This window comes from Neorhizobium sp. IRS_2294, assembly GCF_050500145.1.
Classification (GTDB): Bacteria; Pseudomonadota; Alphaproteobacteria; order Rhizobiales; family Rhizobiaceae; genus Neorhizobium; species Neorhizobium soli.
This window is the reverse complement of the sequence record NZ_CP191439.1, coordinates 740,659-754,310: the sequence shown is the minus strand read 5'-3', so window position 1 is coordinate 754,310 and position 13,652 is coordinate 740,659. Positions and strand designations below refer to the sequence as shown.

14 protein-coding genes are annotated in these 13,652 nt (G+C 61.1%); 7 read left to right on the top strand and 7 right to left on the bottom strand.

What is annotated here, in order from left to right; all coding sequences use genetic code 11:
* Positions 1–3: 3 nt before the first annotated feature.
* Positions 4–555 carry a LemA family protein gene (locus ACQY1K_RS03535; RefSeq protein ID WP_062453675.1) on the bottom strand — a complete coding sequence of 184 codons (552 nt, stop codon included), beginning with the start codon at positions 553–555 and terminating at the stop codon, positions 4–6.
* A 94-nt stretch (positions 556–649) separates the two neighbouring features.
* Positions 650–1,585 (bottom strand): glycine--tRNA ligase subunit alpha, encoded by a 936-nt coding sequence (locus tag ACQY1K_RS03530; RefSeq protein ID WP_062454837.1) that lies wholly within the window; start codon positions 1,583–1,585, stop codon positions 650–652.
* A 339-nt stretch (positions 1,586–1,924) separates the two neighbouring features.
* On the opposite strand from ACQY1K_RS03530, the gene ACQY1K_RS03525 reads away from it, so the two are divergent.
* A complete protein-coding gene (locus ACQY1K_RS03525; protein WP_174195723.1) occupies positions 1,925–3,745 on the top strand; it encodes a methyl-accepting chemotaxis protein in 1,821 nt (606 codons plus the stop codon).
* A 253-nt stretch (positions 3,746–3,998) separates the two neighbouring features.
* On the opposite strand, the gene ACQY1K_RS03520 is transcribed toward ACQY1K_RS03525, so the two are convergent.
* The 4 genes from ACQY1K_RS03520 to ACQY1K_RS03505 all read right to left on the bottom strand — a co-directional run bounded on the left by ACQY1K_RS03520 (position 3,999) and on the right by ACQY1K_RS03505 (position 6,198).
* Entirely contained in the window at positions 3,999–4,193 is a 195-nt protein-coding gene (locus tag ACQY1K_RS03520; protein ID WP_184653991.1) for a hypothetical protein, read from the bottom strand.
* Positions 4,194–4,223: 30 nt separating this feature from the next.
* The gene (locus tag ACQY1K_RS03515) at positions 4,224–5,090 is read right to left on the bottom strand and encodes a S49 family peptidase (protein ID WP_062453678.1); all 867 of its coding nucleotides are present in this window, start codon (positions 5,088–5,090) and stop codon (positions 4,224–4,226) included.
* Positions 5,091–5,173: 83 nt separating this feature from the next.
* Positions 5,174–5,980: a tRNA1(Val) (adenine(37)-N6)-methyltransferase gene (locus tag ACQY1K_RS03510; RefSeq protein WP_371816118.1), complete on the bottom strand. Its 807-nt coding sequence runs from the start codon at positions 5,978–5,980 to the stop codon at positions 5,174–5,176.
* Entirely contained in the window at positions 5,977–6,198 is a 222-nt protein-coding gene (locus tag ACQY1K_RS03505; RefSeq protein WP_062453679.1) for a DUF2007 domain-containing protein, read from the bottom strand. Before ACQY1K_RS03505 ends, ACQY1K_RS03510 begins: the two co-directional genes overlap by 4 nt.
* 106 nt (positions 6,199–6,304) lie before the next feature.
* Between ACQY1K_RS03505 and ACQY1K_RS03500 the strand changes: the two genes are divergently transcribed.
* The 4 genes from ACQY1K_RS03500 to moaB all read left to right on the top strand — a co-directional run bounded on the left by ACQY1K_RS03500 (position 6,305) and on the right by moaB (position 10,833).
* The gene (locus tag ACQY1K_RS03500; protein WP_430258317.1) at positions 6,305–7,321 is read left to right on the top strand and encodes a polyprenyl synthetase family protein; all 1,017 of its coding nucleotides are present in this window, start codon (positions 6,305–6,307) and stop codon (positions 7,319–7,321) included.
* Positions 7,322–7,513: 192 nt separating this feature from the next.
* Positions 7,514–9,349 carry a tetratricopeptide repeat protein gene (locus ACQY1K_RS03495; protein WP_062453681.1) on the top strand — a complete coding sequence of 612 codons (1,836 nt, stop codon included), beginning with the start codon at positions 7,514–7,516 and terminating at the stop codon, positions 9,347–9,349.
* Positions 9,350–9,367: 18 nt separating this feature from the next.
* Positions 9,368–10,285 carry a 4-(cytidine 5'-diphospho)-2-C-methyl-D-erythritol kinase gene (locus ACQY1K_RS03490; protein WP_430258316.1) on the top strand — a complete coding sequence of 306 codons (918 nt, stop codon included), beginning with the start codon at positions 9,368–9,370 and terminating at the stop codon, positions 10,283–10,285.
* On the top strand, positions 10,282–10,833 hold the full coding sequence (moaB, locus tag ACQY1K_RS03485; protein ID WP_430258315.1) for a molybdenum cofactor biosynthesis protein B: 552 nt from the start codon (positions 10,282–10,284) through the stop codon (positions 10,831–10,833). The genes ACQY1K_RS03490 and moaB overlap by 4 nt, the downstream gene beginning before the upstream one ends.
* 9 nt (positions 10,834–10,842) lie before the next feature.
* Here moaB and ACQY1K_RS03480 read toward each other — a convergent pair whose 3' ends face one another.
* On the bottom strand, positions 10,843–11,373 hold the full coding sequence (locus ACQY1K_RS03480; RefSeq protein ID WP_430258314.1) for a glycosyl transferase: 531 nt from the start codon (positions 11,371–11,373) through the stop codon (positions 10,843–10,845).
* A 130-nt stretch (positions 11,374–11,503) separates the two neighbouring features.
* Between ACQY1K_RS03480 and ACQY1K_RS03475 the strand changes: the two genes are divergently transcribed.
* Complete coding sequence (locus ACQY1K_RS03475; protein ID WP_174195719.1) at positions 11,504–12,661, top strand: PA0069 family radical SAM protein; 1,158 nt, start codon at positions 11,504–11,506, stop codon at positions 12,659–12,661.
* A gap of 240 nt (positions 12,662–12,901) precedes the next feature.
* Positions 12,902–13,612: a ribonuclease HII gene (locus ACQY1K_RS03470; RefSeq protein WP_430258894.1), complete on the top strand. Its 711-nt coding sequence runs from the start codon at positions 12,902–12,904 to the stop codon at positions 13,610–13,612.
* Positions 13,613–13,652 lie beyond the last annotated feature (40 nt).

The following is a 13,652-nucleotide window of genomic DNA, read 5'->3' as shown; positions in this document are numbered from 1 at the left end:
CGATCAGAATTTCACGGTGGGAACGGCGCGATCGGCTTCGTTGGTGATCTCGAAGTATTCGCGCTTGGAGAAGCCGAACTGGCCGGCAACAAGGTTGTTAGGAAAGGTTTCCACCTTGACGTTCAGTTCGCGCGCAGCACCGTTGTAATAGCGGCGCGACATCTGGATCTCGCTTTCGATGGTTTCGAGCGATGCCTGCAGTTCGGAGAAATTCTGGTTGGCCTTGAGGTCCGGATAGGCTTCCGCCAGCGCAAACAGTTTTCCGAGCGCCTGGGAAAGCATGCCTTCGGCCTGGGCACGGCCCGCGACATCGCCGGCCGGCACCGCCTGCGCCTGGTTGCGCAGCCGCACCACCTCTTCGAACGTGCCCTTTTCGTGGGCCGCGTAGCCCTTGACGGTCTCGATCAGGTTGGGGATCAGATCGGCGCGACGCTTCAGCTGCACGTCGATGCCGGACCAGGCTTCCTCGGCCATCTGTCGCGCCTTGACGAGGCCGTTATAGATGACGACGAGATAGACAGCCACGAGGGCAAGAATGCCGAGCGCGATATACATGACGAGAACTCCCCCGGATAATAATAGCCGGGCGGAGACTAAGTCGGGTTCAATGAATTGTCACTGGAAATCGGTGGGTTAGCCCGGAAACGCTCTAGGCAGCTTCCCGGCCGAGTTTGGCGCCGCCGGCATCCGTCAGCAGGAAGGCTTCGCCGCAGGCCTTGGCCAGTGTGCGCACCCGCAGGATATAGCTCTGGCGTTCGGTGACCGAAATCACGCCGCGGGCATCCAGCAGGTTGAACACGTGGGATGCCTTGATGCACTGGTCATAGGCCGGGAAGACGCATTTGTGCAGCATCTGGTTCGCCTGATCCCCCGGCGCGCCGAAAGCGAGCAGCGCCTGGCATTCCTTTTCGGCATCGATGAAGTGACGGTGCAGCATTTCGGTGTTGGCGAATTCGAAGTTGTGGCGGGAATATTCCTGCTCTGCCTGCAGGAAGACATCGCCGTAGGAGATCTTCTCTTCGCCTTCGCGGCCGTTGAAATTCAGGTCATAGACGTTGTCGACGCCCTGGACATACATGGCCAGCCGCTCGAGACCGTAGGTCAGTTCGCCGGCGACCGGCGAGCATTCGATGCCGCAGACCTGTTGGAAGTATGTGAACTGCGAGACTTCCATGCCGTCGCACCAGCATTCCCAGCCGAGACCCCAGGCGCCGAGCGTCGGGCTTTCCCAGTCGTCCTCGACAAAGCGCACATCGTGCAGAAGCGGATCAAGACCGATCGCGGCCAGCGAGCCGAGATAGAGTTCCTGCAGGTTGGACGGGTTCGGCTTCAGGATGACCTGATACTGGTAATAGTGCTGCAACCGGTTGGGATTTTCGCCGTAGCGACCATCGGACGGGCGACGCGAGGGCTGCACATAGGCAGCTTTCCAAGGCTTCGGACCAAGCGCGCGCAGCGTTGTGGCCGGATGGAACGTGCCGGCACCGACTTCCATGTCGTATGGCTGCAGGACCGCACATCCCTTGTCAGCCCAATAGGCATGCAAGGTCAGGATCAGCGCCTGGAACGAGCGCTTCGGGTTCATGTGATCTGGCAGGGTCGTGGCGGTCATGGGACTGGTCGCTATTTGCTTATTTCCGGTGGCGTCAGGTGCCACGGGCGGGACTGGGGGTCAAGAGTTTTGCGGCATTCGCCCGGCTGCGGCCGCCGTTGCGAACCGCGACTCTGCCGGGCCAAACGTCACTTGATCAATCGCAATTCACGCAGGGGCAGGTCACCTATGGTTCAAAGCACCGTTCGGATAAATCTCTGATTTTATTGCCAAGTATAGAACGACCCAGACCGGACCGGGCGTCGGAACGTTTCATTTTTCTTAAGTAAACTATGCTAAATTTCAACAAATCCGCACAATAGGACGATTGAAATGGTAACAATTCGTACCAAGATGATCTTTACGAGCCTTGCGATGTTCGTGCTTGCGGGCGGTGCTGCCGGAGCCGGGATTTGGGGTTCGACGACGCTGACGAACAATGTCGATACCGTCGCGCGCACCGCCGAGATTTTGCGCAATCATATGCAGGCCGACATGATGCACGACGCCCTGCGCGCCGATGTTCTTTCGGCACTGATGGCACGCAATGCACAAGGCGAGATCTCCACCGCTGACGTCACCTCGGATCTGAAAGAGCATGTCGAGTCGTTCCGCAAGGCAATCGACGACAACAAGGCTCTGGTGACCGATCCCGAGATACAGGCTGTTCTTAAAAACCTGGATACGCCTCTGCGCGGTTACATCGACAATGCCAGCGCCATTGTCGCGCAGGCAGCGAGCCACCCGGATCAAGCACTGTTGTCGCTGCCTGCATTCCAGCAGCAATTCTCGATCCTCGAAACCGCCATGGAAAAAGCAGGCGATAGCATCTCGTCGCTGTCCGACGGCGTCAAGCTCAACAGCGACCGGCTGGCGGTTCTGATCGACACGATCCTCAAGACTGTGCTGGCCGCAACGGCCGTATCTGCGCTTGTCCTGCTGTTCGTATCGCGAAAGACCATCATTCAGCCGATCCGCTTTCTTGCAGGCGACATGCAGAAGCTGGTCGGAGGCAACACGGCGCTGTCCATCACGGGGATCAATCGCACCGACGAAATCGGCGAGATGGCGACGGCTGTCGAGGTGTTCCGGCAGGCAGCGATTACCAACAAGCGACTGGAAGCGGAGGCGATTGCCGCGCGGGAGCGCAACGAAGCCGATCGCATCCGGGTGACCAGGGAAGCAGAAGCGGCAGCCCGCGTGATGCTGCACGAGGCAACCTCCAGCCTGGCGGGCGGGCTGCGAAAGCTCGCGGCAGGCGATCTCAGCTTTCATCTCTCGGACGCTTTCGCACCTGATTTTGAAGCGCTGCGGCACGACCTGAACACAGCCGTACACCAACTTGACCAGACGCTGACCACCGTCGCACAGGCGGCAGGCTCGATCGACACCGGCACCCGCGAAATCAGCATCAGTTCGGACGACCTGTCGAAACGCACGGAACAGCAGGCCGCCTCGCTCGAAGAAACTGCTGCGGCGCTCGACCAGATCACCATCAATGTCGCCAACGCCTCCAAGCGCGCCGACGAAGCCCGCGCGATTGCGATTCAGGCCAATGCCAGCGCCACCCAATCCGGCATCGTCGTTGCCAGTGCGGTCGATGCGATGCAGCGGATTGAGGAGTCCTCGGGACAGATCTCCAGCATCATCGGCGTCATCGACGAGATCGCCTTTCAGACCAACCTTTTGGCGCTCAATGCGGGCGTCGAGGCCGCACGCGCCGGTGAGGCCGGCAAGGGCTTTGCGGTGGTCGCACAGGAAGTCCGTGAGCTGGCGCAGCGCTCTGCTCGGGCCGCCAAGGAGATCAAGGAACTGATCCGGAATTCGACGACAGAGGTCGAGAGCGGTGTGAAACTGGTGCGGGAAACCGGCGGCTCCCTGAAGGTGATCGGCGACTACATTATTACCATAAACCAGCATATGGACGCGATCGCAACGTCGTCGCGCGAGCAGTCGGTCGGTCTTGCCGAGGTCAATACAGCCGTCAACCAGATGGACCAGGTGACGCAGCGCAATGCAGCGATGGTGGAGGAAACCAGCGCCGCCAGCGCCTCATTGGCCACCGAAAGCCACCGTCTGCACGAGCTGATCTCACAGTTCACACTCGGCCGGCCCTCTGCCACAAAGCATGACAAGACACGCCGGGCTGCCTGATCATCGGAGCCAGGAACTACCAACGCAAAAGCAGCGCCCGGGAACGGACGCTGCTTTTTTTCTATGTGGAGCGCCAACCTCCCTCATTCCTGTGCTTGTGAGGGAAGAGACGGAGGGGTGGGCGGAGGAAGGAACGAGAGCGCGAGTAGAGGATGGAGCAACGTGGCAAGCGGGTGACGCGGCCATGAGCGCGAGATCAAAGTGTATGTCTTTAAACCGTATCGACAGCGACTACTCCCCGGCGACAGCCTGATCAGACGTCGTCGTCGCGCTTGACCCGGTATTCGCCCGTCACCGGATCCTTTTCCAGCGTTCCCATGGCGCCGGTGCGTTGCTGCTCTTCCTCACGGCGCGTGCGGGCCGTCAGTTTTTCGGCGTCCTTGATGAAGCGCTTGTAGAGCATCCATCCGCCGCCGATCAGCAGGGCCAGAAGTATGAGCTGAGCCATTTCCCGTCGAAACCTTATAAGGCGGGCATATCAGAGCCCGAAGCGGCTCCACATTGCCCGTTCTTCCAGGCCTTCGGCAAGACCTGCCGTGGCGCCTGAGGCAATTTCCCCCAGATTGGCGGATCCTAGCGCAACGCCCGGCACCCGGCGACCGAACAGGGTGCGCGTGCCGCCGATCAGCTCAAGCTTGGCATCCTTGCCGAAACGGCGCTTGATCACATCGCGCATCTCGCCCAGCCCATCGATGAGGCCGAGTTCGAGGCCACGGGTGCCAGTCCAGAAGAGCCCGGAGAAAATCGTGCTATCTTCGCCAAGCCGCGACCCGCGGCGCGATTTCACCATGTCGATGAAGACCTGGTGGATCTCGAGCTGAAGCGTCTTCAGGTACTCGATGTCGCCTTCCTTTTCCGGCTGGAAAGGATCGAGAATCACCTTGTTCTCGCCGGCCGTATAGACGCGGCGTTCGACGCCGATCTTCTTCAGCATTTCCGGGAAGCCGAAACCACCCGACACGACGCCGATCGAGCCGACGATCGAGGTCGGATCGGCAAAGATTTCGTCGCCGGCAAGGGCAATCATGTAGCCGCCGGACGCTGCCACATCTTCCACGAAGATCAGAACCTTCTTGTCCTTTTCCTCGGCGAGCGCCCGGATGCGTTGGTAGATCAGGCGCGACTGGACAGGCGAGCCGCCCGGCGAATTGATGGAGATGGCAACGACCGGCGCATCCTTCTTTGCGAAGGCCTTTTCCAGCATCGGCGCCACGGTTGCGATGTTGAGCGTCTGCTTGAACTGGCTGCCGCCCGCCATGATCGTGCCATGCAGTCGGACCACCGGGATCGACAAACCGGTCTTGCGGAAACGTTTTGGCAGCAGGCGATTCAAGAAGCTCATCATCCATCCTGTTCAAGCATATATCGGAAGCCTGGATGTATGTTCTCGAAGGGCGAACACAATGGCTGAGCCTCTAAAAACGGGGTTTATCGCCGTCTTCGGTGATAGGCGGTGCGGCCGTTGTTCAAATCATCCGCCTGCGACATGAAGGAATTGCCATCCGCTCCATGCACGATCAGCGGCGCGCGGAACACCAGCCGCGCTCTCGATCCCTTGACGCCGGTTACCAGGATGCGGGTCGCATCCTCGCCCGGGCGGGGGTGGACCGGGGTTATTTCAAGCCCGCCGAAGCGCTTGCCGCAGGCCTCGATGATATCGACGATGGAATCCGGACGGGCGATCAGCGACAATTGCCCGCCGGGTTTCATGATGGCGGCGGCCGTGCGCAGCCAGTTTTCGAACAGGCCAGCGGTCATTGCATGCGCTTCGGCTTTCAAGGCATCCGGCGTTATGCGGTCGTCGGCGTGGTTGAAGGGCGGGTTCATGATCACATGGTCGTGCACGCCGTCGTGCAATCCCGCGTCGACCCGGGCCTTGCCCGTGAGCGTCACATCGGCGCCGAGAACCGTGATACGGTCAGACAGGAAAGCATTTTCCGGCAAAGCCAGCGTTCGCCGCGCATACTCCGCCATCAACGGCAATTTCTCGACCAGAACGATGCGGGCGTTTTCGAGCCGGCTCGCGACCGCTAGTCCTGCGGCACCGGCGCCGGATCCGAGATCGGCAACCGAAACGGACCGTTCGTCCGCCACAAGCGAGGCGAGCAGCATCGCATCCACGCCGGACCGGTGGCCGCCGCCCTTCGGCTGCACCAGATGGAAGCGGCCGCGGTGAAACGCATCGATGGTGAAGTCCGACGAAAGATCCTGCGGGATGCCGGCGGACGTGGTCACGGGCGAAGCTCCGCCTCCAGGCCCGCATCGATCAGGATGCGGCGGGCTTCATCTCCCCTCTCCTCCTCGACAAGGAAGCGCTTCGACAGCATGCCGAGCGAGCCTTCGAGCACGCTCATGGACTGGTCCGCAACCATAAAATGAATGCCGGCATCCTTCATCAGGCTGCTCGCAACCGAGAGAAGCACCGGGTCGTTGGCGCGAATGAGTTCCCGCATGCGGCAAAAATCCCCCTCAAAAACGGCAGGTCAGCGAATTGTCACTTGCCGCATCCTGCCACGCTTTCTATTGTCCAAGCCGGAACTTAATTTAGGAGTCCGGTCGTTGGGCGTCGTAATACCGCTTGAAGAAGGCAAAAACAAATCTGCTTCCGTGAAGCCCCTGGTGGACCTCACGAGAGGAGACATGGAGCGGGTCAACCAGCTGATCCTGTCGAAGGCAGGCTCCGACGTGCAAATGATCCCGGAAGTTGCCAACCACCTGATCTCGTCGGGCGGCAAGCGGCTTCGGCCGATGCTGACGCTCGCGTCTGCGGTGCTGTTCGGCTACAAGGGCGAAGGCCATGTGAAGCTCGCGACCAGCGTCGAATTCATGCACACGGCAACGCTGCTGCATGACGATGTGGTGGACGAAAGCGATCTGCGCCGCGGCAAATCCACCGCACGGATGATCTGGGGCAACCAGGCCAGTGTTCTCGTCGGCGACTTTCTGCTCGGCCAGTCCTTCAAGATGATGGTCGAAGTCGGATCGCTTGAAGCGCTGGACGTTCTGGCAACCGCGGCTTCCGTGATTGCGGAAGGCGAAGTGCTTCAGCTTTCCGTCGCCAAGAACATGGAAACCACCGAGGACGACTATCTCTCCGTCATTCGCGCCAAGACGGCGGCGTTGTTTGCGGCGGCGGCGGAAGTCGGCCCGATCATCGCCAATGCCGACAAGGCCGGGCGTTCCGCAATGCGCTCCTACGGCATGAACCTTGGCTACGCCTTCCAGCTGGTCGACGACGCGCTCGATTACGGCGGCACCGCTGCCGATCTCGGCAAGAATGTCGGCGACGATTTCCGCGAGGGAAAGATCACGCTTCCGGTCATCCTTGCCTACCGGCGTGGCACCGAAACGGAGCGGGCATTCTGGAAGACGGCGATCGAAAAGGGCGAAAGCAGCGAGGAAAATCTTGAAAAGGCGCTGGGCTTGATCAAGAAATACGACGCGCTGAACGACACGATCGGTCGGGCCCTGCATTACGGCACGATTGCCCGCGATGCGCTGGCGCCGCTGCCGGCATCGCCGCTCAAATCCGCGATGCTCGAGGTGATCGACTTCTCCATCCAGCGCGTGAACTGACGCTCCCTCCGTCGCGTTGACGAAGGTGTGACCGTTCCTGCCCGGCATCCGCTCTCTGCGATGCCGGAGAATTCCTTGCGGACATGCTTCAAAAAAGCCATTCTGTCATGACTCAATTGGCGCGGGATGGTGGCGATTTGCCACCGTCAAAGCGTCGCCTGCTCAAGGCCCACCACGAAAGGCATTCTTTTTATGCGGCAGAAATACAGCCTCCGTCTGCTTTCCAGCGCAGCGCTCGCAGCCGTTCTCATGCTCGCCGGTGCAGCGCAAGCGGCGACGCCAGAGGCGAAGCCGGCCGCCGCGGAGAGCGTGAAATTTGATGCCAGCGACGCGCAGTCGTTTTCGGGCGCGTTCCTCGCTGCCCGCACCGCCGATGTCGACCATGATTACGCGAACGCGATTGCGCTCTATCGCAAGGCGCTTTCCTTTGATGCGGCCAACCTTGAAATCCGCGAACGCCTGATGATTTCGCTGTTTCTGAGCGGCGATTTCGAAGGCGGCTTGAGCGAAGCGGAGAGGCTGAAGGACGATGCCGGCGTCGAGCGCATCACCCGCATCGTGCGGGGGCTGGATGCGATCCGCGACAAGCGCTTCGATGCCGCCAAAAAGACGCTTGCCTATACCGGCCCGAACGATCTTGACCGGCTGACCCACCAGATGATGATGGCGTGGGCGGATGTTGGCGCAGGCCGCGGCCGTCAGGCGATCTCGACTATTGCCGGCCTCAAGGGGCCCGACTGGTTCAAGGTGTTTACGGACTATCATCTTGGCGCCATGGCGCTGGTTTCCGGCGACACGGCCAGTGCACGCAAATATCTGACCACCGCCATTACCAACCAGGAAGCGGTTGCGACAGCGCCCGATACGTTCATGCGCGCCATCATGGCGCTTGCCCGTCTTGAAGCCGCTGCCGGCAACAAGCAGAAGGCGCTCGACGCGATTTCGGTCGGCGACCAGATGATCAGCAACTATGCGCCACTGAAGGCGCTTCGCCAGAGCATTGAAAAGGGCGAGAAGCCCGAGCAGCAGATCACCAACGCTGCCGAAGGCGCGGCCGGCGTGCTGTTTTCGATCGGCGGCGCGCTGAACCGCCAGGGCGCCGAGGATATGGTCGGTCTCTACCTGCAGATCTCCCATGCAATGGACCCGAAGAGCGCCGACACGCTAATCCTGCTCGGCGGCATTGCCGAGAAGATGGAACAGCCGCAACGCGCCATCGAGCTTTATGCAAAGGTGCCGGCCGACAGCCCGATGCGCCGGATTTCCGAACTGCAGCTGGGCATCACCCTGTCCGATACCGGCAAGGTCGACGAGGCAAAGAGCCATCTGAAGGCGCTGATCGATTCGGATCCGGCCGACATCCGCAGCTATATCGCCTATGGCAGCGTACTTTCCGAAGCCAAAGACTACAAGGCGATGGCCGCCAATTACGACAAGGCTGTCGAAATGATCGGCTCCGTGCCGAAGCCGGGCGACTGGACCGTGTTCTTCCAGCGCGGCATTTCCTATGAACGCCTGAAGCAGTTCGACAAGGCCGAGCCGAATTTCCGTCGGGCCCTGGAGCTTAACCCTGAGCAGCCGCAGGTTCTGAATTATCTCGGCTATTCGCTTGTCGACCTCAACCTCAACCTTGCCGAAGGCCTCGACATGATCCGCAAGGCAGTCGATGCGCGGCCGGACGATGGCTATATCGTCGATTCGCTGGGATGGGCCTATTTCCGCCTCGGCAAGTTCGATGAAGCCGTGACCGAACTGGAACGCGCGGTACAATTGCGGGCCGGCGATGCGACGATCAACGACCATCTGGGCGATGCCTACTGGCGTGTCGGCCGCAAGCTGGAAGCGGTCTACCAGTGGAACCGGACGCTGATCTCCGAAGGCGAGGACGTCAACAAGGAAATGGTCAAGGAAAAGATCGCCAACGGCCTGCCGCCGCTCGATCCGAACGCGACGACGGCCGATCGCGGCCAGGCAGCACCAGTGCCGCCTGCCCCGCCGGCACCTGCCACTCCCGACAAGAAATCCTGATAAAGCGGGCTTTCCAGCATGACCATATCCGATACGCAAGACGCCGCCAAAGAGGTGGCCCTGACGGAACTTGCGCCTGCGAAGATCAATCTTGGCCTGCATGTCGTGGGGCTTCGCTATGACGGGTTCCACCTGCTGGAAAGCGTCGTCACCTTCGCCGATCTGGGTGACGAGCTGACATTCACGCTCTCGGAAGCGGATGAGTTTTCCGTTTCCGGCCGCTTTGCGTCCGAGCTTTCAAATGACGAGGCGGGCCAGGCTGGCAATCTCGTGATCAAGGCGCGCGATCTCTTTCGCCAGCAGCTGGTTTCCAACGGCTTTCCGGCGCCTCCCGTTTCGATTCACCTAGAGAAGAAACTACCGATCGCGGCCGGGATCGGAGGGGGATCGGCCGATGCGGCGGCCACGCTTCGCGGCCTGTTCCGGCTGTGGAATGCGGAGATACCGGAAGCAGCCCTTTTGGCGCTTGGCCTTTCGCTGGGGGCCGACGTGCCCATGTGCCTGACGGGGGCTGCCGTTCTGGCCGAGGGGATCGGCGAAAGGCTTGAACCGCTGCCGATCATGCCGTCCCTTTCCCTCGTGCTCGCCAACCCGCTGATCAGCGTCTCGACGCCTGAGATTTTCAAGCTACTGGTGGACAAGGAAAACGAGGCCCTGCCGCCGACGCCGACCGAAGCAGGCGGCTGGCTGCCTTACCTGAAAACGCTTCGCAACGACCTGGAGCCGCCGGCTCGCGCGCTCATCCCTGAGATCGAGGAACTCTCCGCGATGATCGCAGCGCAAGGTGCCGAGCTGGTGCGCATGTCCGGATCCGGAGCAACCTGTTTCGGTATGTTCCCTTCGAAGACAGACGCGGAAGCCGCCGCGCAGGCGCTGACCTCCCTGAAGCCGGGCTGGTATTTCGAAGCGGTCGAAACCGTCGGAGCAAAGCCATGAGCAAGATCGCCGAAACGCGCGAGTTCATTCCTATTTCGATCGCGGTACTGACCGTGTCGGATACCCGGACTATGGTGGACGACAAATCCGGCGATACGCTGGTTGCCCGTATCGCGGAGGCCGGTCACAGGCTTGGGGCACGCGCCATCGTGCCCGACGACAAGGAGCGTATTGCCGGCCAGGTGCGCGAATGGACGCTCGACCCTGAGATCGACGTGGTCATCACCACCGGAGGAACCGGCTTTACCGGCCGCGACGTGACGCCGGAAGCGCTGGAGCCGCTGTTCGACAAGAAGATGGACGGGTTTTCCGAGGTGTTTCACCGGATTTCCTACGACAAGATCGGTACTTCGACGATCCAGTCGCGGGCCACCGGCGGCGTTGCCAATGCAACCTTCATCTTCGTGCTGCCAGGCTCTCCCGGTGCCTGCAAGGATGCCTGGGACGGCATTTTGAAAGCGCAGCTGGACTACCGCCACATGCCCTGCAACTTCATCGAGATTATGCCGCGGCTGGCCGAGCACCTGCGGCGCGGTTCGGGCAAGTAACGGCCTGATCTACCGCGCGGACGCTGCGACCCAGGCGGGGATCATTTCGCTCGCCAGTCTCGACGGCTTTGCGGCGGTCTTTACAGCCTTGGCTATACCCTCAAGACCCATGCCGGGCTTTGCGAGAGCGACGGCCTCGCGCTTGGGCAGGATCAGCCCCTGCTCCAGCGGCGGAACCGAGCGGACGATGCGCGTGAAGAACGGCTTGCGGTAGGTTCGCGACGGAGAGAACCTGGCCGGTTGCCGGTTGAGCGCCAGATATTCCATGACCTCGTCGATCCAGCCGGCCTGGAGACGCGCTCCGGGCTCCAGCAGAAGCAGCCATTCGGCGCGCGCCTTGTGCAGGATATCGACGATATCCCAGGAGCTGTGGAAACGGCAGCCGGCCGCATCCGCGACACGGGAGGACCCGTCGCGCGAGTTGTGATCGAGCACCACGACATCGCTGACCAACCCCTCCACCGCGGCGGAAACAAGGACGGACAACGTCTGCGCGAGCTCGGCTTCCTGATCCCGGCATTCCAACAAAACAGTCAGCATTTTCAATGTCTAGCGCATTGCACAACGGATTGCCACAAATCCTTTGCGAGTTTGTTCTTGCATTGTTCTCAATGTCGCGATAGGAATCTTGTCATTCGAGAACGGGAATTTTTCCCGTCAGGAGTGCCCCATGAACGAGCTGTCCCATTTGCGGCAGGACGCATTCGCGCCTGCTCATACGGCTGATATTGCCGATGCATTGGTGAAGACCTCCGGCCTCCGGATCGAGGGGGATCGCCGGCGCGGTCGTGGCGCCGGACTGAACCCTTCAGGACGTTTCGAGACGGAGCGTCGCGAGGCTTTCGACGACGGCTGGCAGACGATCGAGGAACTAGAACCGTTCAGGACCGAGGTGCAGGTGGAAAAGCCGCGCACGGCGATTACCCGCAACGATTCACCCGACATTCCCTTCGACCGCTCGATCAACCCGTACCGCGGCTGCGAGCATGGCTGCATCTACTGTTTCGCGCGGCCGAGCCACAGTTTCATGGGGCTTTCGCCGGGGCTGGACTTTGAATCGAAGCTGTTTGCCAAACCCGACGTGCCGAAACTTCTGGAGCGCGAACTGAGCAGGGCCGATTACAAGGTCCGGGCGATTGCGATCGGCACCAATACCGATCCCTACCAGCCGATTGAACGGGAATGGCGCGTCATGCGCCAGATCCTTGAAGTCCTGCAGAAGGCCAACCATCCCGTAACAATCGTCACCAAATCGTCGCTGGTCACCCGCGACATCGACATTCTTTCCGACATGGCGTCGAAGGGCCTCGCCAAGGTCGCGATATCGCTAACCACCCTCGACCGCAAGCTTGCCCGCAGCATGGAGCCGCGCGCGTCGACGCCCGCCAAACGGCTCGAGGCGATCAAAGCGCTCTCGGACGCTGGCATACCGACAGCTGTGTTCACCTCGCCGATCATTCCGGCGCTGAACGACCACGAGATCGAGCGGCTCCTGGAAGCGGGGCACGCTGCCGGCGCAACGGAGGCGAGTTACGTGCTCTTACGTCTGCCGCTGGAAGTGGCGCCGCTGTTCCGCGACTGGCTGCTGCAGCATTACCCGAACCGCTACCGGCATGTGATGTCGCTAGTTCGTTCGATGCGGGACGGCAAGGATTACGACGCCGAGTTCGGCAAGCGGATGAAGGGCACCGGTCCTTACGCCTGGCAGATCGGGCGACGCTTCGAGATGGCAACGAAGCGGCTCGGCATGACGCGTCGGGGCATGCCGCTCAGGGACGATCTGTTTGTTCGTCCGAATGGCGCGGGCATTCAGCTTTCGCTGCTTTGAATTTCGCCTGCAGGGGCACCCGTCGTCCCTGCGAAACGGCCTGATGACGTCGTCAGAGTTACAGCGGCTTTCATTCAGGTCGATTAATTTCGTATTTCGGCACGGTTCCCGCATATCACCTGCCGAAAGACCCCCGGTTCCCACCATCATCCCGAAAGGGCGCCCCCGATGGTGGGCAACGACGCCGCACTCGTTGTCCGGGGGTTGCCGGAGGTCGGGCGGGCGTGCGAAACTGCCGCCATGTTGCTTCGCACGCCGCCCGATTCTCCGACATTGTTTGAAGAGACGCCATTCGTTCCAGATTTCAGCCTGGAGCTGATGGCGCGGGATGCCGGACATTGGCCGGTGGCTGGCACCGACGAAGCAGGCCGCGGTCCCTTGGCGGGTCCGGTTGTTGCAGCCGCCGTGATTCTCGATCCCGACAACATTCCACCCGGTCTCGACGATTCCAAGAAGCTCAGCCTGAAGCAGCGGGAAGCGCTGTTTGCGATGATCATGGCGACGGCGCATGTATCGATTGCATCGTCTGGTCCGCGCCTCATCGACGAGCGCAACATCCTGCGCGCCAGTCTCGACGCCATGCGGCGTGCGGTGATCGGGCTAAACATCAAGCCCGCCTATCTCCTCACCGATGGCCGCGACATGCCGCCTGGGCTCGCCTGCCCCGGCAAAGCCGTGATCAAGGGCGATAGCCGCTCTGTCTCCATCGCCGCGGCCTCGATCGTGGCGAAAGTCACCCGCGATCGGATGATGGGTCGCGCCTGCATCGTTTTTCCGGCCTATGGCTTTGCCAAACATGTCGGTTACGCCACCAAACAGCACCGCGACGGCATTACGAGCCACGGCCCCTGCCCGCTCCACCGGATGAGCTTTCGTCCGATGCGGAAAGATCCGCTGCCGGAAGACGATCTCGCCGATCTGCATGCCTCGGACATTACCCTCACCCCATAACGCAAAAGGCCGAGCTTTCGCCCGGCCTTTTCTTAATTCA

Bases quoted from the DNA above. Each gene is read 5' to 3' on its own strand.
- ACQY1K_RS03505 (WP_062453679.1), bottom strand. From the start codon at position 6,198: ATGCGGGAACTCATTCGCGCCAACGACCCGGTGCTTCTCTCGGTTGCG.
- moaB (WP_430258315.1), top strand. From the start codon at position 10,282: ATGAGCAAGATCGCCGAAACGCGCGAGTTCATTCCTATTTCGATCGCG.
- ACQY1K_RS03515 (WP_062453678.1), bottom strand. From the start codon at position 5,090: ATGATGAGCTTCTTGAATCGCCTGCTGCCAAAACGTTTCCGCAAGACC.
- ACQY1K_RS03525 (WP_174195723.1), top strand. From the start codon at position 1,925: ATGGTAACAATTCGTACCAAGATGATCTTTACGAGCCTTGCGATGTTC.
- ACQY1K_RS03475 (WP_174195719.1), top strand. From the start codon at position 11,504: ATGAACGAGCTGTCCCATTTGCGGCAGGACGCATTCGCGCCTGCTCAT.
- ACQY1K_RS03480 (WP_430258314.1), bottom strand. From the start codon at position 11,373: ATGCTGACTGTTTTGTTGGAATGCCGGGATCAGGAAGCCGAGCTCGCG.
- ACQY1K_RS03490 (WP_430258316.1), top strand. From the start codon at position 9,368: ATGACCATATCCGATACGCAAGACGCCGCCAAAGAGGTGGCCCTGACG.
- ACQY1K_RS03535 (WP_062453675.1), bottom strand. From the start codon at position 555: ATGTATATCGCGCTCGGCATTCTTGCCCTCGTGGCTGTCTATCTCGTC.
- ACQY1K_RS03495 (WP_062453681.1), top strand. From the start codon at position 7,514: ATGCGGCAGAAATACAGCCTCCGTCTGCTTTCCAGCGCAGCGCTCGCA.
- ACQY1K_RS03530 (WP_062454837.1), bottom strand. From the start codon at position 1,585: ATGAACCCGAAGCGCTCGTTCCAGGCGCTGATCCTGACCTTGCATGCC.
- ACQY1K_RS03470 (WP_430258894.1), top strand. From the start codon at position 12,902: ATGTTGCTTCGCACGCCGCCCGATTCTCCGACATTGTTTGAAGAGACG.
- ACQY1K_RS03520 (WP_184653991.1), bottom strand. From the start codon at position 4,193: ATGGCTCAGCTCATACTTCTGGCCCTGCTGATCGGCGGCGGATGGATG.